The organism is Mycobacterium sp. BMJ-28, assembly GCF_054404835.1.
This window is the reverse complement of record NZ_CM136783.1, coordinates 176,278-200,021: the sequence shown is the minus strand read 5'-3', so window position 1 is coordinate 200,021 and position 23,744 is coordinate 176,278. Positions and strand designations below refer to the sequence as shown.

Below are 23,744 nucleotides of genomic sequence, written 5' to 3'. Positions count from 1 at the left end.
GTAGCGCCAGATTCCAGGTTAAATAGTCATCACAGCTAATTGCACGCTTCAACTCCCGAGGACAGAACGTGGCAGATCAAGAGGGGCTCCGCACGCCTACGTGGCGTGACGCGAAGCGATACCTCTGGCTGCTCGGAGCCATTGTGCCCGGCCTGGTGCCGCTGGCGTGGCTACTGGTCCAACTGACCGGCCAGTCCGTGTTCTGGTGGATCGGGCCGGTCATGGCCTTCATCATCGTCCCTGTGGTGGACCACCTGGTGGGAACCGACACCTCCGGTGAGTCCGAGCGAACCCTGGAATGGCTCGAAGACGACGCGTTCTACCGCTGGGTGACCTACCTCTACCTGCCGAATCAATACCTGTCCCTGATCTTCGCGTGCTGGCTGTGGAGCGGGGGCGGCTGGGTCTCGATGAACGCGGTGGATGACGCCGGGCTGATGCTCACCGTCGGCATTGTGGGCGGAATCTCAATCAATGCCGCACATGAGCTAGGTCACCGCCGGGCCGCCGCCGAACGACGGCTCAGCAAGCTCGCGCTGGCGCAGACCGGCTACGGGCACTTCTACGTCGAGCACAACCGGGGCCACCATGTCCGGGTCGCCACCGTCGACGATCCGGCCAGCGCCCGCCTCGGGGAGACGCTGTATCACTTCATCCCGCGCTCGGTCCTGGGTGGCCTGCGGTCGGCGTGGCGGCTGGAAGGCGAACGCCTGGCCCGGGCCGGCAAACACAAGTGGAGCCTGCGCAACGAGGTGCTCAACGCCTGGCTGCTGACTCTCGCCATCTTCGTCGGACTGATCGTGTGGTTCGGCCCCGTCATCACGCCGTGGTTGCTCGGGCAGGCCGTCATCGGGGTGTGCCTGCTGGAGTCGGTGAACTATCTCGAGCACTACGGGTTGCGCCGGCAGCGGCTGGCCAGTGGCCGCTACGAACGAGTCGGGCCGGAGCATTCCTGGAACAGCAACACGCTGATCGCCAACGTGTTCCTGTTCCATCTGCAGCGGCACTCCGACCACCACACCAACCCACAGCGCCGATATCAGACCCTGCGGCACGCCGACCAGGCCCCGCAGCTCCCGCACGGGTACGGCACGATGCTGTTGCTGGCCTGGTGCACACCCATCTGGCGGCGCACCATGGACCACCGGGTGCTGGCCCATTACGGCGGTGACGCCGGTCGGGCCGCTGTCGGCCCGGCCCGATCCCGTTCGGGCGCCGGGCTCGCGTAACCCGCCGACAAAGTCGGCCACCGCCGCGGGTCGCCCGGTGGAGCCCATAGCTACGTCGCCTACTCTCGAGCATCGTGCCCGCCAGGACTGCCCGACTCGTCGCCATCATCGCGGGCATCGTCGGCCTGCTGCTATGCGCACTCACCCCGCTGCTTCCGGTCAAACAGACCACCGCCGCCATCACGTGGCCGCAGGCGCCGACCGCGGACGGATTCGTCGGTGATCTGACCGCGCCGCTGGTCTCCGGCGCGCCGCTGGCCCTCGATGTCTCCATCCCGTGCCTGACGGTGGCCACCCTGCCCGCCTCCGGCGGTCTGGTGTTCGCCACCATCCCGGCCGGCGGTATCGACGCCACCCGCAACGGCCTGTTCGTGCGGGCCACCTCCGACACCGTGTTCGTCGCGTTCCGTGACGCCGTCACCGCCGTCGCGCCGCGCGCCGCGGTCAACTCGGGGGCCTGCAGCACGCTGCACGTGTGGGCCAACTCCGGCGGCGTCGGCGCCGACTTCATCGGGATCCCCGGCGCGGCCGGCACCGCGGCCGCCGAGAAGAAACCTCAGGTGGCCGGGATCTTCACCGATCTCAAGGTCGCGTCCCAAGCCGGGCTGAGCGCTCGAGTCGACATCGACACCCGGTTCATCTCGAAGCCGACCGCCCTGAAGGCCGTGGTGATGGACCTCGGCCTGCTGAGCGTGCTGATCTCGATCGTGGCGCTGGCGGTGCTGGACCGCCGCACCGGGCACCGGGTGCGCCACGGCTGGCGCCGGTTCTGGCGGGTCGGCCCGGCGATCTGGATCGCCGATGTCGCCGTCGTCGGCGGTCTGGTGTTCTGGCACGTGGTCGGCGCGATCTCGTCCGACGACGGCTACAACCTGACCATGGCCCGGGTGTCCGGGGACGCCGGCTACGTGGCCAACTACTACCGCTACTTCGGTGCCTCGGAAGCCCCGTTCGACTGGTACCAACTGGTGCTCAAACATCTCGCCACCGTGAGCACGGCCGGGGTGTGGCTGCGGCTGCCCGCACTATTGGCCGGCATCGGCACCTGGATCCTGCTGTCGCGCTGGCTGATACCCCGGATGGGGCGCCTGCTGACCGTCAACCGCATCGCCGTGTGGACCGCGGCGGCGGTGTTCCTGGCCGCCTGGTTCCCGTTCAACAACGGTCTGCGGCCCGAACCGCTGATCGCCTTCGGTGTGCTCGCGGTATGGGCGCTGGTCGAATACACCATCGGGGCGCGCCGGTTGTGGCCGGCCGCGCTGGCCATCGTCATCGCCGTGTTCACGGTGACACTGGCACCGCAGGGCCTGCTCGCCCTGGCCCCGCTGCTGGTCGGAGCCCGCGCCGTGGTCGGTGTGGTCCGGGACCGGCGCGCCGTGCTGCCCGCGGTGGCCGCGTTCGCCGCCGCCGCGTCCGTGCTGGCGATCATCGTGTTCCGGCGCCAGACGCTGGCCACCGTCGCCGAGGCGGTGCGGATCAAATACACCGTCGGTCCCACCATCTCCTGGTACCAGGAGTTCCTGCGCTACTACTTCCTCACCGTCGAGGACAGCACCGACGGGTCGCTGAGCCGCCGGTTCTCGGTGCTGGTGCTGATGCTGTGCTTGTTCGGCATGATCGCCGTGCTGTTGCGCAAGGGCCGCATCCCCGGCCTGGCCGGCGGCCCGGTCTGGCGGCTGATCGGGATCTGCGCGGTGGGCCTGCTGCTGCTGACCTTCACCCCGACCAAGTGGGCGGTGCAGTTCGGCGCGTTCGCCGGGATCTCCGGCGCGTTCGGTGCGGTGACGGCGTTCACCTTCGCCCGGGTGGGTCTGCACAGCCGCCGCAACCTCGCGCTGTACGTGACCGCCCTGCTGTTCGTGCTGGCCTGGGCCACCTCCGGGATCAACGGCTGGTTCTACACCGGCAACTACGGCGTGCCCTGGTTCGACCGCCAGCCTGTGCTGGCCGGTCAGCCCGTCACCACGATGTTCCTGGCACTGGCCATCCTCACCGGTCTGATCGCCGGCTGGCTGCACTTCCGCATCGACTACGCCGGACACACCGAGGTGGCCGACACCCGCCGCAACCGCGCACTGGCCTCCACCCCGCTGCTGGTGGTGGCCATCATCATGGTGGTGCTCGAAGCGGGCTCCATGGCAAAGGGTTTCGTGCAGCGCTATCCCGCCTACACCACCGCCAAGGCCAACCTCTCGGCCTTGAGCTCCGGGCTGTCGAGCACCAGCTGCGCGATGGCCGACGACGTGCTGGTCGAGTCCGACCCCAATGCCGGTATGCTGCAACCGGTTCCGGGCCAGACCTTCGGCCGGTACGGACCGCTCGGTGGTGAGAATCCGGTCGGATTCACCCCCACCGGTATCAGCAACACCCTGGAGCCCCCCAAACCCGTGGTCGCCAATCCCGGCACGGTGAACTCCGACGGCTCCCCCAACAAGCCCAACGTCGGCATCGCCTACGCCGCGGGCACCGGCGGTGGATACGGGCCCGTCGGCGTCAACGGCTCGAATGTGTTCCTGCCGTTCGGGCTCGACCCGGCCCGTACCCCGGTGATGGGCAGCTACAACGAGCCCGGCGCAGAAGGCGGACGGGTGGCCGCCAAGGCCACCTCGTCCTGGTACCAGCTACCGCCCCGCACCGAGGACCGCCCGCTGGTGACCGTCGCCGCCGCCGGAGCCATCTGGTACTACGACGAGGAGGGCGACTTCCACTACGGACAGTCGCTGAAACTCCAGTGGGGTGTGCACCGTCCCGACGGCAGCTACCAGGCCCTGAACTCGGTGCAGCCGATCGACGTGTTCGCCCAATACGCTTGGCGTAACCTGCGATTCCCGCTGGCGTGGGCACCGCCGGAGGCCAACGTGGCGCGGCTGGTGGCCGACGATCCCAACCTGTCCGACGATCAGTGGTTCGGCTTCACCCCGCCGCGGGTGCCGCAACTGCAGACCGCCCAGCAGTTCCTCGGATCGCAGACCCCGGTGATGCTGGACATCGCCACAGCCGCGAACTTCCCGTGCCAGCGGCCGTTCTCGCAACACCTCGGTGTCGCCGAGCTTCCGCAGTACCGCATCCTGCCCAACATCAAGCAAGTGGTGGTGTCGTCGAACATGTGGCAGTCCGCCCAGAAGGGTGGCCCCTTCCTGTTCATCCAGGCACTGCTGCGCACCTCGGCCATCCCGACGTATCTGCGCAACGACTGGTATCGGGACTGGGGTTCACTCGAGCGCTACGACCCGGTGGTGCCGTCGGCCCAGGCGCCGGTCGCCGCAATCGAACAGGGCACCCAGCGGGTGTTCGGGTGGACCAGGCCCGGACCGATCAGGGCACTGCCGTGACCGGGGCTATGCAGTCCGTGAGTGGGGCCATGAAGGACGACGTGAAGGTGACCCGCTGGGTGGCGATGATCGCCGGCCTCGTCGGGTTCCTGTGCGCGGTGGCCACTCCGCTGCTGCCGGTGGCACAGACCACCGCGACGCTGAACTGGCCGCAAGCCGGACAGTTGAACAGCGTCACCGCGCCGTTGATCACCCAGACGCCGGTGAACATGACGGTGACGGTGCCGTGCACGGTGATCAGGTCGGCGCCGCCGGCCGGGGCCATGGTGCTCGGCACCGCGCCGAAAGCCGGTAAACAGGCCGCACTCAACGCGCTGTTCGTCAACGTCACGAATGCCCGCGTCGACATCACCGACCGCAACGTGGTGATCGCCAGCGTGCCGCGCGCGCAAGCCGCGACATGTCAGCGCATCGAGATCACCTCGTCGGCCGACGGCACGTTCGCCACCTTCGTCGGCCTGCCCGGACCCGACGGCAAGGACCTGCGCAGCGGGTTCGCCGACCCGAACCTGCGCCCCGGCATCGTCGGGGTGTTCACCGAGCTGACTGGTCCTGCCCCGCAAGGGCTTTCACTATCGGCAACGATCGACACCCGGTTCACCACCAAACCCACCGCGCTCAAACTGACCGCGATGCTGCTGGGCATCGTGGCCACCGTGGTGGCGCTGTTCGCCCTGTGGCGCCTGGACCAGACGGATGGGCGCCGCATGCAGCGGCTCATCCCGACCCGCTGGCGTACGGTCACCCCGGTCGACGGTGTGGTGGTCGGCGGATTCCTGCTGTGGCACGTGCTCGGCGCCAACTCGTCCGACGACGGCTACATCCTGCAGATGGCCCGCGTCGCCGACCACGCCGGATACATGTCGAACTACTTCCGCTGGTTCGGTAGCCCGGAGGACCCGTTCGGCTGGTTCTACAACCTGCTGGCGCTGATGACGCACGTCAGCGATGCCAGTATCTGGATGCGGTTGCCGGATCTGGTGTGCGCGCTGGTGTGCTGGCTACTGCTGTCCCGCGAGGTGCTGCCCCGACTGGGGCCGGCGGTCATCGCGAGCCGGCCCGCGTTGTGGGCGGCGGGCTTCGTGCTGATGGGCGCGTGGATGCCGTTCAACAACGGCCTGCGCCCGGAAGGCCAGATCGCCACCGGCGCGCTGATCACCTATGTGCTGATCGAGCGGGCCGTCATGTCCGGGCGGCTCACCCCGGCGGCCATGGCGATCATCTCCGCCGCGTTCACCCTCGGGATCCAGCCCACCGGGCTGATCGCGGTGGCGGCCCTGCTGGCCGGTGGCCGCCCGGTGCTGCGCATCCTGGTACAGCGCCGCCGTCAGCTCGGGCTGTGGCCGCTGATCCTGCCGCTGCTGGCCGCGGGCACCGTCATCCTCACGGTGGTGTTCGCCGATCAGACGCTGGCAACGGTGCTGGAGGCCACCAGGATTCGCACCGCGATCGGGCCGAGCCAGGAGTGGTACACCGAAAACCTGCGCTACTACTACCTGATCCTGCCCACCGTCGACGGTTCGGTGTCGCGCCGGTTCGGCTTCATGATCACCGCGCTGAGCCTGTTCGCGTCGATGTTCATCATGTTGCGCCGCAAGCAGATCCCCGGGGTGGCCCGCGGCCCGGTGTGGCGGTTGATGGGGATCATCTTCGCGACCGTGTTCTGCCTGATGTTCACCCCCACCAAGTGGGTGCACCACTTCGGCCTGTTCGCCGCGGTGGGCGCGGCGATGGCGGCGGTGGTGACGGTGCTGGCCTCGCGTGCGGTGCTGCGATCTGCCCGTAACCGGATGGCGTTCACCGCTGCCGTGTTGTTCGTGCTGGCCCTGTGCTTCGCCACCACCAACGGGTGGTGGTACGTGTCCAGTTACGGCGTCCCGTTCAACAACGACAAGCCCCAGCTCGGCGGAATCACGGTCAGCGCAATATTGTTCGCGCTGTTCCTGATCACCGCGGTGTGGGCGTTCTGGCTGCATATGTCACCGGGTGAGCGCGAGGACCCCCGGGTGATCCGGTGGCTGACCGCCGCGCCGATACCGGTCGCGGCCGGTTTCATGGTCACGGTGTTCGTGGCGTCCATGCTGTACGGCGTGGTGCGCCAGCACGGCACCTACTCGAACGCGTCGTCGAATCTCGAAGCCTTCGCGGGCGGCTGCGGACTGGCCGACAACGTGCTGGTGGAACCGGACCCGAATCAGGGCTTCCTGACCGCGCTGCCCGGTGACTACGGCCCCCTCGGTCCGCTGGGCGGGGTCAAGCCGGTCGGCTTCACCCCCAACGGCGTCCCGGATCACATTGTCGCCGAAGCGATCCGGTTGACCCTGCCGATGCCGGGCACCGATTACGACTGGGACGCACCGGCGAAACTCAAGGCGCCCGGTATCAACGGTTCGACCGTGCCGCTGCCGTACGGCCTTGACCCGACCCGGGTGCCGCTGGCCGGCAGCTTCGCCGACGGCCCGGCGCAGCAGGAGGCCCGGCTGGCCACCGCCTGGTACCAGTTGCCGCCACCGGACGCCGGGCATCCGCTGGTGGTCGTCACCGCGGCGGGCACCATCACCGGTAACAGCATCTTCAACGGCCTCACCCAGGGCCAGCCGGTCGAGCTCGAGTACGGGCGCCCCGGACCCGACGGCGCGCCGGTACCGGCGGGGCGGGTGACGCCGTATGACATCGGCCCGCTGCCGTCCTGGCGCAATCTGCGCTACGACCGCAGCCAGATCCCGGCCGACGCGACGTTCGTCCGCGTCGTCGCCGAGGACAAGTCGCTGTCCCAGGGTGACTGGGTGGCGATCACGCCGCCCCGGGTTCCGCAGGTGAAGACGATCCAGGAATACCTCGGATCGCAGCAGCCGGTGCTGATGGACTGGGCCGTCGGCCTGGCCTTCCCGTGCCAGCAGCCGATGCTGCACGCCAACGGCGTGACCGATGTGCCCAAGTACCGGATCACGCCGGACTACAACGCCAAGATGAAGGACACCGACACCTGGCAGGACGGCATCAACGGCGGTCTGCTGGGGATCACCGATGTGCTGCTGCGGGCGCACCTGATGGCGACGTACCTGAACAAGGACTGGGGCCGGGACTGGGGTTCGCTGCGCCAGTTCAAGACCATCGTGGACGCGGAACCCGCCGAGATCGAGTTGGGCACGCAGACGCACTCGGGCCTCTACTCGCCGGGGCGGATCCGGATCAAGCCGTAACGCCCGCCCCTTCCCCCGCCCCCCGCGAGAGTGCGTGTCTGCACACCGACGCGCCGCACTTAGTGGCATTTTGCGCACGCTCGCGGCCGGTCAGGGTGACGTGCGGTCGCGGAGCAGTTCGGCGGCCTCGGTCTGGTAGGCGTGCTCGGCCCACCCGAGCGGTGTCGCATCGAATCTCAGATCGGTGATGCCAGGGTCGGCACCGGCCTCGAGTAGCCGCCCGATCAGCTCCAGGTCGCCGTCCCAGGCCGCGTGGTGCAGCGGGGTGGCGCCGTCGGCATCGCGGTGGTTCGGGTCGGCCGGGAACCGCACCGGCCGCAGTTCCGCGGTGGAGGCGTCGATGCCGTGCCGGGCCAGCAGTGCAAGCCGGTCGGCGAATCCGTGCTCGGCGGCCCAGTCCACCTGGCGCTGCCACATCTGCGCGCGGGTCTCCATCGCCTCACCGAGCCGACGCTCCCACGGACCCGGCGCCGCGTCGGCCAGCCCGTGGGCGAACAGCAGGAGCAGATGCGAGTCATCGGCGGAGAACATCCGGTTGTACAGGGTCTGCTGATCCACCGGGTGCGCGCCGCGATCCAACAGCAGTGCGGCGAGCTCGTCGGCCTGCGCATGCCGAGGCTGTCGGCGCGGGCCCTGCTCTCCCTCACCGAACACCCCGGTCAGCACAGTGAACGGGGTGGACATGCCGCACCACAGATAGCCGTCGTTCGGGTCGGCGGCGGCGTCGAGCAGCAGGCGCGCGGTCGCCACCGCCGCGCCGGGCACCCGGCTGTAGGCCAGATACATCAGCGGGGACCAGCCGTACGGGCCACCTTTGTCGGTGGCCCGGGCGGTGCGCAGGTGATACCGCACCGCGTCGGGATCGGCGGCCGCGGCCGCTGCCCAGATGTGCCGGCCCACCAGATCGGGATGATCGCCGAGCAATTCGGCAGCGCCCAGCCACCGGGGTGGCGCGTCGGCGCCGTCGTAACGCAGGGCCGCCAGGGCGCAGAACCGGTCCGCCGGCTCCAGCGTGTCCGTCTCGATGCGGCCGGGGTCCAGGCTCAGGCCGGCGGCGACCCGCAGATAGCGCACCAGCGCAGGCCATCCGCTGAAGCCGTACCGCCGCGCCGTCGCCAACTGCGCTTCATGTAGTGCGAAATGCTCATGACCCGAGGCGATCTCGGCTCGCTGCAGGGCACGGGCATCGGCACGGAGCCGGTCCAGGGACGGATTGTTGGGCAGTGTGCTGGCCACGACGGCCTCCTCTCGCAAGCCCGGCGTCCGCGAAGTCGGGCCGAGAAGAGGTGGGTCTCGGTCGGTACTGCTGCAGGAGGGCTGGGCCCCTTCGAGCGGACGTCGGGCGGTCCTGCGCGCCTTCACCGCAACATACCCGAAACGGCCGTACCGTCGGGGCATGGCCGACCCTGAGCTGCCCGCCGGCTGCGCCGAGCATGTGCACCTCGGCACCGCGGTACTCACCCGGGTGGTGGAGACCACCTTCGACGTACCGGCCGCGCTGTTCGCCGACACCCCAACGGACGCCTGGACCGAACAGGCCGACCTGCTGGCGCCCACCTTCTACTGCCCGGACACCCAGCGCTGGCGTGTCATCGTGCAGTCCTGGGTGATCGACGTCGACGGGCTGCGAATCCTGGTGGACACCGGAGTCGGCAACGGCAGGCAGCGCGCCGTGTCCGCGTTGAATCAGCTGGACACCGATTTCCCGGCGGCGCTGACCCGGGCCGGTGTCACCCCGGCCAGTGTGGACGTGGTGATCAACACCCACCTGCACAGCGACCACGTCGGCTGGAACACCTGGCGAATCGGGGACGGGTGGGACCCGTTCTTCCCCAACGCGCGATACCTGTTGCCGGAGAACGACTTCCGGTACTTCGAGCCCGGTGGCGCCGGTTCGACGGACGCCACGGCACTGGTGTTCGACGACAGCATCGCGCCGGTGCACGCGGCGGGCCAGGTCGAGCTGTTCGCCGGCGAGTATCAGCTCAGCGAGTCGGTGTGGCTGCGCCCGGCGCCCGGGCACACACCCGGGTCCTCGGTGGTGTGGCTGGACGCGGGCAAGCCCGCCGTACTGGTCGGCGACCTCACCCATTGCCCCATCCAGATCCCGCGGCCCGCCGACCCGTGCGCGTTCGACGTAGACGGGCCGGCCGCGGCCGCCACTCGGCACCGGGTTTTCACCGAGGCGGCCCGGCGGCGTGCCGCGGTGATCCCGGCCCATTACCCCGGCCATGGCGGCGCGACCATCGTCGCCCGCGGGGACGCGTTCATGGTCGACGACTGGCTGGGCCTGGCTCCGACCTAGTGCGGGGTGCCCAGGTAGGGAAACACGCCCAGGGTGTCGGTGTGCGGACGGAGCCCGCTGGGCGGACAGTCGCCCTTGGTCAGCGAGGCCAGCCGGTAGTCGATGACGTCATCGGTGAACACCCGGCCGTTCGGGTACTTGGCCGGTTTCGCCGGGTTGTAGGCCAGCATGTCGGGCAGAATCCCCTCGGCATCGATCGCCGCCACGGCCTCGTCATGTGAATATCCGCCGGTGTGCCCGAGCAGGTGGATGAACTGGCCCAGCCAGCGGCCGCGGTCTCCGATGGGCTCGCTGGCGTTGTACTCCTCCTTGGTCTCGTCGGTGTTGAAGAAGCTGCTCACCGAAGGATGCCCGGCCCGGTCCACATGCACCAGCTCGCCGTCGCGGCGCACGCTGCACCGGCCCCAGATCCGGATGTCGGGATCGGCAAGGAGTTTCACGGTCGGCAGCTCCAGCACCATCGCGATCACGTTGGCCTCGGTGTTGGAATCCACTCCGGTCCAGGGCGATTCGTCACCGAGATGCGGGGCGGTGAAGTTGCGTCCGCCGGTGATGTCGAACAGGTTCTTGATCCCGTCGAAATCGAAGAAGAACGCATCACTGCGGGCGCCGGCGAAGAACAGGTACTCGCCCTCGCGTGCGATCACCGGATCCTTACCGAAGGACACCTGTACCGCGTCGAAGATCTTCTCCCCCACGGCTTCCGGCGATTCGGCCTGCTCGTCGGCGGACAGGTAGACACCGACGGTCTGGCGCCCGTCCACGGGTTCGGAGAACACGTAGCTGAACGCGATGTCGTTGCGCAGGTCGCCGTCGTTGTCGATGGCGAGCCGGTAGATGGCGCCCGGATGCAGGGCATCGGCGCTGGGGTTGGCATTGAGGATGAGCACGGTGTTGGCCGGGTTGGCCGGTGACTGGAACGCGTACAGATCGCATAGATCGAGGCGCTGATCGCCCAGCGGCGGACCGAGCGACAGGCCGGTGAAATGGTTCGACATAGCGGTATCCTACGGCCGTGCATAGCTGACGCGAGTGCCGAATGCAATGTCCTGCAAGGATCTTCGCCGTCGGTCGACGGCCACCCACAGCAGCCCGACGGGCAGCAACACACAAGCCACCGCCCGCAGCAGCGCGACCGCGGGCGACAGCCGATTCCCGCGCCGGCCAGTTACCCGCAGGCCCATGGTCACCGACCCGACCGTGCAGCCCGACACCGCCCAGCACGCGGTGAGGTAGCAGACCGCGACGGTGAACAGCACCGCGGTGGAGAAGACGGCGCTCATGGTGGGCGCGCGGAACGCGGCAGGGTGGAACATCAGCCGGGTCAGGACCAGACCGAGGTAGATCGCGGCCAGCACGAGGCCGACAACGATCAGATCGATCACCGCCGCGACGCCGCGGCTCACCACGCCGGCGGTGCGGGCATCAGTCACGGGCGCGCCCCAGCAGCCGGTCCACCAGGCCCGCCACCAGGTCGTCGGCCCGTTCACCCTGGCTGCGGACATCGGTCATCACCTCGGCGGTCACCGAATCGGTGGATTGCCGGATGATCGCGGGCAGGTCGATACCGTCGACGACTTCGTTGGCCAGCCCCACCAGATCCACCCGCTTGCGTACCAGTTCGTTGAGGTCGAGTTCATCGAGCACCCGTTCCACGATCTGCACCGCGACAGCGGCCACCGCGGCCTTGACCGGTTCGATCGCGCGCTCCCCGCGGGCGGACAGTGCCACGCGGGTCTGGTGCAGGAGTCCGCCGATGACGGGTAGCCGTTCGGCTCCCCGGTAAGCCGCCAGGGCGCCGCCCACCGCAGTGGCGGCGAGCCCGGCCGCCACCGTCACCGCCGGGGCGGGTTCGCCCGTCATCACCGAGCGCCGTTGCCGCGCATGATGTCCTCGAAGCACTTGAGCCGGCTCTGGTGTGTCTGGTCGACGCACACCTGGACCGGGCGCTCGGTTTCGGGTGCGTAGGTCTGCTCGCCGGCGGCGGGCGTGCCGGCGGGCGCCGACGGTTCGGCCACCTGCTGGTTCAGCGACCAGATGGTGGTCACCGAGTTCGGCAGCTGGGCGCAGTACGCGGGGGCGCCGCTCTCGGCCAGTCCGGCGCCACCCAGGGTGGCGCAGTTGGCCCCGATGACGACCACCGGGACCGTGGGCGCCGGGCCGGACGGCGGCGGTGCGGGCGGCGCCGTCCGGGTGGCCGTTGTCTTGGCCGCCGGTTCGGCGGGCCCGCTGTTCGGGCCGCCGAACGCGCCGAAGGCGAACGCCACCGCCGCCGCGACGATGACCACCGCCGCCAAGGCCACCGCCGGCACGAGCAGTCTTGACCGCCGCGCGGCCGGGGCGGGATGCGCCCTGGCATGCCGGGGACCGGATGTGCGCACGGCGAGCATGGTGGCATCGGCACCCGCCGCACCGGCGCAATGCTCCAGGGCCCGGGCAAAATCCACGCACTTGCCGTACCGATCGGCGGGGTTCTTGGCCAGCGCACGCACGAAAACCGGTCCCAGACCGGACAATTCGGGATGCCGATCGCCGATCGGTGGTGGACTGGCGGTCAGGTGCGCACTGATCACCACCGCCGGATTGGAATGCTGGAACGGCGGCGCACCCGTGAGCAGCTGGTAGGCCGTGGACGCCAGCGCGTACTGGTCGGCGCGGCCGTCGATCTCGGCGCCGGTCAGCTGCTCGGGCGCCGCGTAGGCCACGGTCCCGACGGTCATGTTCGTGCCGGTGAGATTGCTCGTCTCGCCGGTACGGCGGGCAATGCCGAAGTCGGCCAGCAGAACTCGCTCCTCGGGGGCGCCCGGGTTGGCGATCAGGATGTTGGCCGGTTTGACGTCGCGGTGCAGCAGGCCCTTTTGGTGGGCGTAGTCGAGCGCCTCGGCGACGGCGGTGATGATGCGCACCACCTCGTCGGGTGGCATCCCGTCCGGGTAGCGGTCGGCCAGCAGCGCCCCGGCGTCGGTGCCCTCGACGAAATCCATCGCGATCCACAACTGGCCGTCGACGTCACCGCGGTCGTGCACCTCGACGATGTGCGGGTGCCAGAGCGTGGCAGCGATATCGGCCTCGCGTTCGAAGCGCTGCCGGTACTCGGAATCTGCGCAAACCGTGGCGCCGAGCACCTTGAGCGCGTCCCGGCGGGGCAGCCGCGGGTGCTGGGCCAGGTAGACCTCGCCCATGCCGCCGGCACCGAGTGACCGCACGACGGTGTACCCGGCGATCACCTGGCCTTCCTCGAGCGGCATGGGCGAAGTGTAGTGGCCGATCAGAGATGCTGTACCGCATCTCGGCATCCCCCGGCTTTCTCGGCGTATGCGGCGCACCACTCATCGCCGCAGATACGCCAGGGCCTCGGCGGCAGCGTTGGCCCCGCACATCCCGTGCGCGCCGGGGCCGGGTGGGGTGGCGCCGGAACAGATGTACATGCCGGGGACGCCGAGCCGGTACGGGTGCAGGGTTGGCCGTGGTCCGAACACCAGCTGCCGGATGTCCTTGGCGCCGGTGCAGATGTCACCGCCCACATAGTTCGCGTTGCCCGCCGACAGCTCGGTGGTCGAACGGACCGCCATCCCGATCACGCGGTCCCGGAACCCTGGTGCGAAACGTTCGAACTGGCCGATGATCGCCGCGGTGGCGTCCCCGGTGAATCCGTGCGGCACATGGGCGTACGCGTAGACAGGATGGACGTCGCCGACCGATCGGCCCGGGTCGGCCAGGTACTGCTGGCCGACCAGGACGAACGGCCGCTCCGGCATCCGGCCGGCGTGGATGTCCCGCTCGGTGGCGGCGATTTCGTCGAGATGGCCGCCCAGGTGCACGGTGCCGGCCCGGCCGGCGTCCGGGTCGGTCCACGGCACCCCGCCCTGTACCGCGAAGTCCACTTTGAAAGCACCTGGGCCGTAGCGGAACCGGCGCAGCGCCCGGCCGGTGCGCCGCGGCAACCGGTCCCCGAGGATGCCGGCAACGGCCGTCGGGGTGAGATCGAACAATGTCACGTCGGCCGGCGGCAGCTGGGCCGCGGCCGTCACCCGCACACCTGTCTCCACGGTGGTGCCCAACTCGACCAGTGTCGCCCCGAGCGCATCGGTGATCGCCTGTGAACCACCCTCGGCGACTGCCCAACCGTGCCGGTGCCCGGCGGTGATGATGCCCAGCCCGATGGCCGAGGTCATAGGTAGGTGCAGGGGCCGGAAAGTATGCGCAGCCACCCCGCCGAACAGCGCGGCGGCCGCCGGAGTGCGGAACAACCGGGCCAGCACCGTGACCGGCAGCATCGTCGGCACACCGAAACGGGCAAGCACCAGTGGATGTTTCGGCACACGCAGCAACGGGCCCATGATGTCCTCGGACAACAGGTCGAACCGGCTGACCGGCCGGCCGAACAAGGCCCGCCACCGCGGGCCGTCGGGCCCCAGCGCCGCGGCGGTGTCGTCCACACTGCGATACAGCAGCCCGGCGCGGCCGTCGTCGAGTGGATGGGCGCAGTCGATTTCCGGCCACCGCCAACGTAATCCGTGCCGGTCGAGGTCCAGCCCCGCCAGGAAAGCCGAGCCGACGGCCATCGGGTGGATGGCGGCACAGTGGTCGTGCAGCAGGCCGGCAATGATCGCTTCGCCGGAGCGCACCCCACCGCCGATCTGGTCGGCGGCCTCCAGCACGGTGACCTCGACCCCGGCGCGGGCCAGCGTGATGGCGGCGGCGAGCCCGTTCGGGCCGCCGCCCACCACCAGCGCCGTGCTCATTACAGCGGAGTCAAGCCGTGCTTGCGCTGTACCTTGTAGAGGTTCTGCTTGTCCCGCAACAGATGCAGCGACTTGCGCAGCAACAGTCGCGTCTCGTGCGGTTCGATGACACCGTCGATGTAGCCGCGCTCGGCGGCGATCCACGGGGTGGCCAGGTTCAGGTTGTAGCCCTCGATGAAATCGGCGCGGATCTTCTGCACCTCGGGGGCGGTCGGATCCGGGAACCGTTTCACCAGCAGCTGGGCCGCACCCTCGGCGCCGATCACCGCGATACGCGCGGTGGGCCAGGCGAAGTTCAGGTCCGCCGACAGCTGCTTGGAGCCCATGACCGCATATCCGCCGCCATAGGCCTTGCGCACGATGATGGTCACCTTCGGCACGTCGGCCTCGACGATGGCGTTGAAGAAGCGGCCACCGCGTTTGATGATGCCGCCCTTCTCCTCCTCGACACCCGGCATGGCGCCGGGGGTGTCGACGACGAACACCAGCGGCAGGTTGAACGAGTCGCAGAACCGGATGAAGCCCGCGGCCTTGTCGGACGCCTCGTTACCCACCGCACCGGACATGTGCATGGGCTGGTTGGCGATCACCCCGACCGGGCGGCCGTCCACCCGGGCGAACGCGGTGATCATGGACGGACTGCGCTGGTCGGCGATCTCGAAGACATCGCCGTCGTCGAAGATCCGCAGCAGGACCTCGTGCATGTCGTAGGCCATGTTGTCCGAGTCCGGCACGATGGTGTCGAGTTCCAGGTCGGACGGCGTGATCTCGGGCTCCAGGCCCGGGTTCACGATCGGCGCGTCGTCGAAGTGGTTGGGCGGCAGGAAGCTCAGGTAATCGCGCACATACTGGTAGGCCGCGGTCTCGGATTCGACCACCTTGTGGATGTTGCCGCGCTGCGCCTGCACATCGGCACCGCCCAGCTCGTCGAAGGTGACATCCTCGCCGGTGACGTCCTTGATGACGTCGGGACCGGTGATGAACATGTAGCCCTGATCGCGGACCGCGACCACCAGGTCGGTCTGGATCGGCGAATAGACCGCTCCGCCGGCACATTTGCCGAAGATCAGGGAGATCTCCGGGACCAGACCGCGCAGCATCTCGTGGCGGCGGCCGAGTTCGGCGTACCAGGCCAGCGACGTGGCGGTGTCCTGGATGCGGGCGCCGGCCGAGTCGTTGATGCCGATGATCGGGCAGCCGACCATGGCCACCCACTCCATCAGCTTGGCGACCTTGCGGCCGAACATCTCGCCGACCGAGCCCTGGAACACCGTCTGGTCGTGGCTGAACACCCCGACCGGGCGGCCGTCGATGGTGCCGTGCCCGGTGACGACGCCGTCACCGAAGTAGGCGTTGGGGTCACCGGGGGTCTTGGCCAGTGCACCGATCTCCAGGAAGCTGCCCGGGTCGAGTAGCGCATGGATGCGGGCACGCGCCGACGGGATGCCCTTTTTGTCCCGTCGGGCCCTGGCCTTCTCGTCGCCGGGATCCTTGGCCAGTTCCAGCTTTTCGCGTAGTTCGGCCAGCTTCTCAGCGGTGGTCGCGGCGGGCCTGGAGGCGGGGACAGCCGGGGTTTCCGTCACTTGTTCGCGTCCTTTTGTTCGGCTTCGATTCGGTTGATGGCCTCGCTCATGTGCGCGCCGACCTTGGCGATGATCGGTTCGTCGATGACCTGGATGTGCTCGCCACCGACGGGCACCACCTCCAGGTCCTTGACCGCGTCGCCCCAGCCGCCGTCGGGCTGACGGGTGGCGTAGGCGGGTTCGAACACGATGGCGTCATCGTGGTAGCGGTCGGCCATGTACAGCGTCACGTGCCCGTCGTAGGGCTGGAGCTCGATGGTGTCGAGCGCGCGGTTGTCCAGGTACGACGTCCGCTGGTGCTCGATGATCCCGCCCGGGATCTGCACGCCGCTCTGCGCGACCAGATCCAGCACGAACTTGACCTGGCCCTCGTCGTCGAGCTTCTCCAGCTCCTCATAGGGGATGGCCGGCACCTCGACGTTGAAGGTGCGCTCGGCGAAGCGTGCGTAACGGTCCCAGCGGGCCCGCATGCCGGCCTGCGACTGGTCGATCGGCACGCCGGGCCGCACACAGTCGATCAGCCCGACGAAGCGGACATCGGCACCGGCCTGTTTGAGCCCGATCGCGCAGGCGTAGGCCAGCGCGCCGCCCAGTGACCAGCCGGCCAGCACGAACGGACCGTTGTGCACCTCAAGCAGTTTCGGCACGTACTCGGCGGCACGTTCCTCGATGGAACCCTCCACCCGCTCGATGCCGTACACCGGGATGTCGGCCGGCAGCCGCTTGAGCAGCGGCTCGTAGACCACCGTCGAGCCGCCGGCCGGGTGGAACACGAAGAGGGGCACGTGTGGCGAACCCGCCGAACCTTCGGTGGGTGCGCGCAGGGTGCGCACGAATCCGTCGACCACACCCTCTTCGAGCTGGTTGCGGACGACGGTGGCCAGTTCCTCGATGTTCGTGGCCGACCGCACCTCCTCGACGGTGATGGTGCCCTCGGCGCGTTCCGAAAGCCGTTGTGCCATCTTCTGGGCCGCGGTCTCGTCGAGAGCGGGCAGCTCGTTGAAGATGCCGCCCGGCGACTTGCCGGTGACGATCGCCCAGGTCGCGAAGGCGACCCGTTCGGCGGCATCGCGCGGGGGCACATCGGCCCCGAGCGCCTCGGTGACGGCCTCCTGGGTCAGCACCTTGGCCGCGGCAGCGGCCGCGGTGGCCTTGTTCGGGCCGGACGGATCGGTGGGCGGCGCAGGAACGGCCTGTGTCGGCCCCTTGGGGTCGCTGGGCGGCGCCGGGATGTCCTCCGCGGGCGCAGCCTCGGTGGCCTTGTCCGCCAACGGATGTCCAGCCTCGGCCAATTTGGCCTCCAGCTCGGCTACGGTGGACGCCCCGCCCAGCAGTTCGGCCTGGGCGGCCGCGATCTCCTCGGCGCTCTGTCCCTTCTGGGATTCGGCGATCTCGTCGACCTCGTCGCGGTGCTCGATCGCGTACTTGATCAGCTCCTCGACGTTGTACAGGTTGGCATCGCGCACCGCGGTCAACTGGATCGGCGGCAGGTCGAAGTCGTATTCGACCCGATTCTTGATCCGCACGGCCATCAGCGAATCCAGGCCGAGTTCGATCAGCGGGACCTCCCAGGGCAGGTCCTCGGGCTCGTAGCCCATGGCACCGCCGACGATGGCACCGAGGCGATCGGCCACCGTCTCACCGGATTCCGGCGACCACTTGGCGAATCCGGCGGCCAGACCGGCACCCGCGGTGAGGTTGTCCTGCAGAATCGCGGCATCGTCCTCGACGGGGGCCGGCGCTGCTTCGGCGACCGGAGCGGAAATCGCGACCGCAGCACCAGTTGCCACCGGCAGTGCCGCCGCGGTACCGCCGCGGCTCACCACCGCGTCGTACACCAGGGTGAAGGATTCATCGATACGGGCGTGCACCTGCACGGTGGCTCCACCCGGGTGCCGGGACAGCGTGGTGACCAGGCGGGCATTCTCGGCGGGCACCGCACGCTGCTCGAAGGCGGTCAGCACCGCATCCGGAAGCACCTGTGTCGCAGCGGCTTTCACCAGCGCGGCCAGGTCGGTACCGCCATTGGGCGCGTACTCCCACACGTGCCTGCCATCCGGGGTGGCCACATGCGTGCCAGGGATGAGCACCGCGCTGTCGCCGGCGAACCGGGCATCCAGCCAGTGCGACTTGCGCTTGAAACGGGTCGGCGGGATGTTGGCGAATTCGCCCTGGCCGAAGAGCGTCCAGGGGTCGAGATCGTGACCGTGCACGTACAGGTTGGCCATCGCGACGGTCATCGAGTCGACCTCGTCCTGCTTGCGCGCCAGCGTCGGGATCAGTTGCCCGTCATGCAAACCCGCCGCCGCGGTGGTCAGGCCGACCTGCATGAGCGCCACCGGATTCGGCGCGAGCTCCAGGAAGGTGGTGTGCCCGTTGTCGACGGCGTTGCGGATGCCGTGGGTGAAGTAGACGCTGTGGCGCAGCCCCTTCTTCCAGTAGTCCACGTCGTGGATCGGCTCGGCGCCGGCCCGGATCAACTTGCCCTCGTGCACGGTGGAGAAGTACGCCGTCTTCAGCGGGTGCGGCTCGATGCCCTGGATCTCCGCCGAAAGCTCACCGAGCAGCGGGTCCATCTGCTGGGTGTGGCTGGCGCCCTTGGTCTGCAGCTTGCGGGCGAACTTGCCCTCGGATTCGGCACGGGCGATGATCGCGTCGATCTGCTCGGGCGGACCGCCGATGACGGTCTGGGAGGGGGCGGCGTAGACGCACACCTCCAGCCCGGGGTAGTCGGAGAAGACGGTCTTGATCTCGTCTGCCGAGTACTCGACCAGCGCCATCAGCCGGATGTACTCACCGAACAGCATCGCTTCGCCCTCGCCCATCAGGTGGGCGCGGGAGCAGATGGTGCGCGTGGCGTCGGCCAGTGAGAGACCACCGGAGAAGTAAGCGGCGGCCGCCTCGCCGAGCGACTGCCCGACCACCGCGCCTGGGCTGGCGCCGTGATGCTTGAGCAACTCGCCGAGCGCGATCTGGATGGCGAAGATCACCGTCTGGACCACTTCGATCGGGTATTCGCAGGTCTCGTTGGTGTAGTCGATCGCGTCGTCGAGGATCAACTCGACGACGGAATAGCCCCGCTCATCCTGGATGTGGGCGTCGACCCTGTTGATCCAGTCGGCGAACACGTCGTCGCGCAGGTACAGGCTCTTGCCCATCTTGCGGTGCTGGGCACCGAAACCGGCCAGCACCCAGACGGGTCCGTTGCTGACCGGACCGTCGGCCGCCAGCACCAGCGGGCTCTGCTTGCCTTCGGCCACGGCCCGCAGGCCCTTGATCGCCTCGTCGTGGTCGTGGGCCAGCACCACCGCGCGCGAGCGGCCGTGGTTGCGCCGCGACAGCGAGCGGCCGATCGATTCCAGCGACGAGGACCGGCCTTCTTCGCTGTCGATCCAGTCGGCCAGCTCGGCGGCGGCGGCCTTCTTGCGTGAGGTGAGGAATCCCGAGATCACCAGGGGGATCACCGGATTCGGCTGCTCCTGCGACTCCAGTTCCTGGCGGGCCTGCTCCAGCAGCCGCTTGGCCTCATCGGTCAGGCCGGGCAGCTCATGGCTGGCCTCGTCATAGGCCCCGTAGCCACCGTCACCGGCGTCGGCGGCCACGAACTCGCCGTACTCGTCCATCCGCACCCCGCCGACGAACACGGCGTCGGAGTCGTCAGATGCCGATTCCAATTCGGCCGCTTCAGGTTTCGGCTCGGGCTCGACCAGATCGGCGGGCAGCACCTCACGCAACACCAGGTGCGCGTTGGCGCCGCCGAAGCCGAAGCCCGACACACCGGCGATCGCGTGCCCGCTGTAACGCGGCCAGTCGGCGACGGTGTCGTTGACCTTGAGGTGTTCCTTGTCGAAGTCGATATACGGGTTTGGGCCGGCGTAGTTGATCGACGGGGGCAGCTTGTCGTGCTGCAGGGACAGCGCCATCTTGGCCAGGCTGGCCGCACCCGCGGCCGATTCCAGGTGGCCCACATTGGATTTCACCGCACCCAGCAGAGCCGGCTTGTCGGCGGCCCGGCCGCGGCCGATCACCCGGCCCAGCGCGTCGGCCTCGATCGGGTCGCCCAGGATGGTGCCGGTGCCGTGCGCCTCGACGTAGTCGACGTCGCGCGGATCGATACCGGCGTCTTTGTACGCCCGGCGCAGAACAGCTTCCTGCGCATCGGGATTGGGCGCCAGCATGCCGTTGGACCGACCGTCGTGGTTGACCGCGGAGCCGGCGATGACCGCCAGGATGGGATCGCCGTCGCGGCGGGCGTCCGAGAGCCGTTTGAACACCAGCATGCCGCCGCCCTCGGAGCGGGCGTAGCCGTCGGCGTCGGAGGAGAACGATTTGATCCGGCCGTCCGGGGCCAACACGCCGCCGACCTCGTCGAAACCGATGGTGACGATCGGGGTGATCATCGCGTTCACCCCGCCGACCAGTGCGACATCGGCCTCACCGGAGCGCAGTGCGCGCACACCCTGGTGCGCGGCCACCAGCGAGCTGGAGCACGCCGTGTCGACCTGTACCGACGGGCCCCGGAAGTCGTAGAAGTACGAAACCCGGTTGGCGACAATGGCACTGGAGGTGCCGGTGATGGCGTACGGGTGCGCCACCGTCGGGTCCATCAGCGCCAGGAACTGGTAGTCGTTGTTCGAGCTGCCGATGTAGACGGCGACGTTGCCACCGCGCAGGCTGGACGCCGGGATCCGGGCGTGCTCAAGGGCTTCCCAAGTCAGCTCCAGTGCCAGGCGCTGCTGCGGGTCGATGTTGTCGGCCTCCATCTTCGACAGCGCGAAGAACTCGGAGTCGAAACCCTTGATGTCGGACAGATAGCCGCCGCGGGTGCGGGCCTTGGCCACCCGCTCGGCGATGCGTGCCTCGCCGAGGAACTCCTCCCAGCGGCCCTCCGGCAGATCGGTGATCCCGCTGCGGCCTTCCAGCAGCGCGGTCCACATCTCGTCGGGTGTGTTCATGTCCCCGGGGAAACGGGTTGCCACTCCGACGATCGCGATGTCCTCGACATCGTCGGGCCGGGACCAATCGTCATCGCCGGTGTCCGCGGGTTCGGGCTCACCTTCGATGAGGACCTTGGCCAGCGACTCGATGGTCGGGTTCCGGAACACCACGGTCGCGGTCAGCGTGACACCGGTGACGTCCTCGATGTCGGAGGCCATCGCGACGGCGTCGCGCGAGGACAGGCCGAGCTCGACCATCGGCGCCGACTCGTTGATGGTGTCGGGCGACTGGCTGGTGGCGTTGGCAATCCAGTTGCGCAGCCATTCGCGCATCTCGTTGACCGTCATGTCGGTGCGGGCCGGAACCGCAACCGCGTCGGCAGGTTGTGAATTGCTCTGCGAATTCTCGCTGTTTTCAGTCATTTTCATTCACTTTCGCCGCCGTGCGGCCTGGATGACGGGCCGGTTTGTCTGGCGGGGGTCAGTCAGCTTCGTCCGGGAAGGCGTTGGCGATCTTGCCGCTGCGCAGGCTGCCGTCGAGGTAGGCCGCGCGGCATGCGCGACGCCCGATCTTGCCGCTGGAGGTACGCGGAATGGCTCCCGCCGGGGTGAGCAGCACGTCGCGCACCGTCACACCGTGGCGGACCGCGATGGCGGCGCGGATATCGTCGACGACGGGGGCCAGGTCGAGCTTGTGCGAGCCGGGCGCGCGTTCACCCACGATGACGAGCTGTTCGGAGCTGTCCTCCGCGTCGAATTTCAGCCCGGCGTGGGTGTTTTCGAACACCTCGGCCGGCAGCTGGTTGGCCGGCACCGAGAATGCGGCGACGAATCCGGTGCGCAGCGCCTTGCTGGATTCCTGCGCCGAGTACTCCAGGTCCTGCGGGTAGTGGTTGCGGCCGTCGATGATCACCAGATCCTTGACGCGGCCGGTGATGTAGAGGTCGCCGTCGTAGAACGCGCCGAAGTCGCCGGTGCGCACCCAGGTGGCGTCGTCGGCGGCGCCTTCGGCATGCGACGGGTTGGTCCGCGACTTGAGGGTGTTCTGGAACGTCTCGCGGCTCTCCTCGGGCTTGCCCCAGTAGCCGGTGCCCATGTTCTGCCCGCTGATCCAGATCTCACCGATCTGGCCGTCGGGCAGCTCGGTGGCTGACTCGGCGTCGACGATGACGGCCCATTCCGAGATGCCGACCTTGCCCGCCGAGGCCTGCGCCACCGCCTTGGGTGAGTCGGCGGGCACCTCGACGATGCGGCCGGTGTTCAGCGCGTCACGGTCGACGGTGATGATCTTGGGCTCTTCGGCGGCCGGAGTGGTCGACACGAACAGCGTCGCCTCCGCCAGGCCGTAGGACGGCTTGATCGCCTTGGGCGGGAAGCCGAACGGCGCGAACGCCTCGTTGAACCGGCGCACCGTGGCCGCCGAGATGGGCTCGCTGCCGTTGAGGACGGCCTTGACGTGGGACAGGTCCACGGCGTCGGCGCCCTCTTTGGGAACCCCACGGGCCGCGGCATGGTCGAAGGCGAAGTTGGGGGCCACCGAGATGACGCCACCGGTGTCGTCGGGCTTGAAACCCATCTCCCGGATCCAGCGCTCGGGCCGGCGCACGAACGCGGCCGGGGTCATGAAGGTGAAGTAGTGGCCGATCATCGGGGCGATCAGCGCGGTGATCAGCCCCATGTCGTGGAAGAACGGCAGCCAGGACAGACCGCGGTCGCCTTCCTCGCCTTCCAGCGCCTCGACGACCTGCAGCACGTTGGTGGCCAGGTTCAGATGGGTGATCTGCACGCCGGTGGGGATGCGGGTCGAGCCGGAGGTGTACTGCAGGTACGCGATGGTTTCCTCGGTGGCCGTCTCCTCCACCCAGGTGGCGGCGACGTCCGCGGGCACGGCGTCCACGGCGATGACCCTGGGGCGCTGGTTGGCGGGCCGGCTGCGGAAGAACTTGCGGACGCCCTCGGCGGCCTCGGTGGTGGTCAGGATCGCCGACGGGTTGCAGTTGTCCAGCACCGCATGCAGGCGCCCCACGTGACCGGGCTCGGACGGATCGAACAGCGGCACCGCGATCCGGCCTGCGTAGAGCGCTCCGAAGAATGCCACCAGGTAGTCCAGGTTCTGCGGGCACAGGATCGCCACCCGGTCACCGGGCTGGGTGACCTGCTGCAGCCGTGCGGCGACGGCCTTGTTCCTGGCGCTGAATTGCGCCCAGGTGAGGTCGCGGGCCACACCGTCGCGCTCGGTGGAGTAATCGAGGAAGCGGTACGCCAGCTTGTCACCGCGGACCTTGGCCCAGCGCTCGACGTGGGACACGATGCTGGCGCCGTCGGGGAACTTGATCTGACCGTCCTTGATGAACGGGTTATGGAACGGCATCAAACTCTCCTGTCACAGCACACTCTTCGCACGGTCGTC

Annotated in this window: 13 protein-coding genes; 4 read left to right on the top strand and 9 right to left on the bottom strand. The window is 68.8% G+C overall.

Annotated features, from left to right (window positions below; all coding sequences use genetic code 11):
• Positions 1 to 68: 68 nt before the first annotated feature.
• From ACXPWS_RS00945 to ACXPWS_RS00935, 3 genes are all read left to right on the top strand, one after another.
• Positions 69 to 1,229 (top strand): alkane 1-monooxygenase, encoded by a 1,161-nt coding sequence (locus tag ACXPWS_RS00945; protein ID WP_458710644.1) that lies wholly within the window; start codon positions 69 to 71, stop codon positions 1,227 to 1,229.
• 74 nt (positions 1,230 to 1,303) lie between these two features.
• Positions 1,304 to 4,561, top strand: coding sequence for an arabinosyltransferase domain-containing protein (locus tag ACXPWS_RS00940; protein WP_458710643.1), 3,258 nt, complete (start codon positions 1,304 to 1,306; stop codon positions 4,559 to 4,561).
• Positions 4,562 to 4,590: 29 nt separating this feature from the next.
• The gene (locus ACXPWS_RS00935) at positions 4,591 to 7,764 is read left to right on the top strand and encodes an arabinosyltransferase domain-containing protein (protein ID WP_458710642.1); all 3,174 of its coding nucleotides are present in this window, start codon (positions 4,591 to 4,593) and stop codon (positions 7,762 to 7,764) included.
• Positions 7,765 to 7,854: 90 nt separating this feature from the next.
• Here the strand turns inward: ACXPWS_RS00935 and ACXPWS_RS00930 are convergent, their stop codons facing one another.
• Positions 7,855 to 9,000 carry an ankyrin repeat domain-containing protein gene (locus ACXPWS_RS00930; protein ID WP_458710641.1) on the bottom strand — a complete coding sequence of 382 codons (1,146 nt, stop codon included), beginning with the start codon at positions 8,998 to 9,000 and terminating at the stop codon, positions 7,855 to 7,857.
• A 160-nt stretch (positions 9,001 to 9,160) separates the two neighbouring features.
• On the opposite strand from ACXPWS_RS00930, the gene ACXPWS_RS00925 reads away from it, so the two are divergent.
• The gene (locus ACXPWS_RS00925; protein WP_458710640.1) at positions 9,161 to 10,069 is read left to right on the top strand and encodes an MBL fold metallo-hydrolase; all 909 of its coding nucleotides are present in this window, start codon (positions 9,161 to 9,163) and stop codon (positions 10,067 to 10,069) included.
• On the opposite strand, the gene ACXPWS_RS00920 is transcribed toward ACXPWS_RS00925, so the two are convergent.
• From ACXPWS_RS00920 to fadD32, 8 genes are all read right to left on the bottom strand, one after another.
• Positions 10,066 to 11,067 carry a DUF4331 family protein gene (locus tag ACXPWS_RS00920; RefSeq protein WP_458710639.1) on the bottom strand — a complete coding sequence of 334 codons (1,002 nt, stop codon included), beginning with the start codon at positions 11,065 to 11,067 and terminating at the stop codon, positions 10,066 to 10,068. The genes ACXPWS_RS00925 and ACXPWS_RS00920 overlap by 4 nt on opposite strands.
• A gap of 9 nt (positions 11,068 to 11,076) precedes the next feature.
• Positions 11,077 to 11,502: an RDD family protein gene (locus ACXPWS_RS00915; protein WP_458710638.1), complete on the bottom strand. Its 426-nt coding sequence runs from the start codon at positions 11,500 to 11,502 to the stop codon at positions 11,077 to 11,079.
• On the bottom strand, positions 11,495 to 11,932 hold the full coding sequence (locus ACXPWS_RS00910) for a hypothetical protein (RefSeq protein ID WP_458710637.1): 438 nt from the start codon (positions 11,930 to 11,932) through the stop codon (positions 11,495 to 11,497). Before ACXPWS_RS00910 ends, ACXPWS_RS00915 begins: the two co-directional genes overlap by 8 nt.
• On the bottom strand, positions 11,932 to 13,317 hold the full coding sequence (locus tag ACXPWS_RS00905) for a serine/threonine-protein kinase (RefSeq protein ID WP_458710636.1): 1,386 nt from the start codon (positions 13,315 to 13,317) through the stop codon (positions 11,932 to 11,934). The genes ACXPWS_RS00910 and ACXPWS_RS00905 overlap by 1 nt, the downstream gene beginning before the upstream one ends.
• A gap of 81 nt (positions 13,318 to 13,398) precedes the next feature.
• On the bottom strand, positions 13,399 to 14,814 hold the full coding sequence (locus ACXPWS_RS00900; protein WP_458710635.1) for a phytoene desaturase family protein: 1,416 nt from the start codon (positions 14,812 to 14,814) through the stop codon (positions 13,399 to 13,401).
• The gene (locus ACXPWS_RS00895; RefSeq protein WP_458710634.1) at positions 14,814 to 16,397 is read right to left on the bottom strand and encodes an acyl-CoA carboxylase subunit beta; all 1,584 of its coding nucleotides are present in this window, start codon (positions 16,395 to 16,397) and stop codon (positions 14,814 to 14,816) included. Before ACXPWS_RS00895 ends, ACXPWS_RS00900 begins: the two co-directional genes overlap by 1 nt.
• Entirely contained in the window at positions 16,394 to 21,757 is a 5,364-nt protein-coding gene (pks13, locus tag ACXPWS_RS00890) for a polyketide synthase Pks13 (protein WP_458710633.1), read from the bottom strand. Before pks13 ends, ACXPWS_RS00895 begins: the two co-directional genes overlap by 4 nt.
• Positions 21,758 to 21,815: 58 nt before the next feature.
• On the bottom strand, positions 21,816 to 23,705 hold the full coding sequence (gene fadD32, locus ACXPWS_RS00885) for a long-chain-fatty-acid--AMP ligase FadD32 (RefSeq protein WP_458710632.1): 1,890 nt from the start codon (positions 23,703 to 23,705) through the stop codon (positions 21,816 to 21,818).
• Positions 23,706 to 23,744 lie beyond the last annotated feature (39 nt).

What these genes read in the sequence shown, in the direction of transcription:
- ACXPWS_RS00935 (WP_458710642.1), top strand. Translation starts at nt 4,591, where the DNA reads ATGAAGGACGACGTGAAGGTGACCCGCTGGGTGGCGATGATCGCCGGC.
- ACXPWS_RS00925 (WP_458710640.1), top strand. Translation starts at nt 9,161, where the DNA reads ATGGCCGACCCTGAGCTGCCCGCCGGCTGCGCCGAGCATGTGCACCTC.
- ACXPWS_RS00920 (WP_458710639.1), bottom strand. Translation starts at nt 11,067, where the DNA reads ATGTCGAACCATTTCACCGGCCTGTCGCTCGGTCCGCCGCTGGGCGAT.
- ACXPWS_RS00910 (WP_458710637.1), bottom strand. Translation starts at nt 11,932, where the DNA reads ATGACGGGCGAACCCGCCCCGGCGGTGACGGTGGCGGCCGGGCTCGCC.
- ACXPWS_RS00905 (WP_458710636.1), bottom strand. Translation starts at nt 13,317, where the DNA reads ATGCCGCTCGAGGAAGGCCAGGTGATCGCCGGGTACACCGTCGTGCGG.
- ACXPWS_RS00900 (WP_458710635.1), bottom strand. Translation starts at nt 14,814, where the DNA reads ATGAGCACGGCGCTGGTGGTGGGCGGCGGCCCGAACGGGCTCGCCGCC.
- pks13 (WP_458710633.1), bottom strand. Translation starts at nt 21,757, where the DNA reads ATGACTGAAAACAGCGAGAATTCGCAGAGCAATTCACAACCTGCCGAC.
- fadD32 (WP_458710632.1), bottom strand. Translation starts at nt 23,705, where the DNA reads ATGCCGTTCCATAACCCGTTCATCAAGGACGGTCAGATCAAGTTCCCC.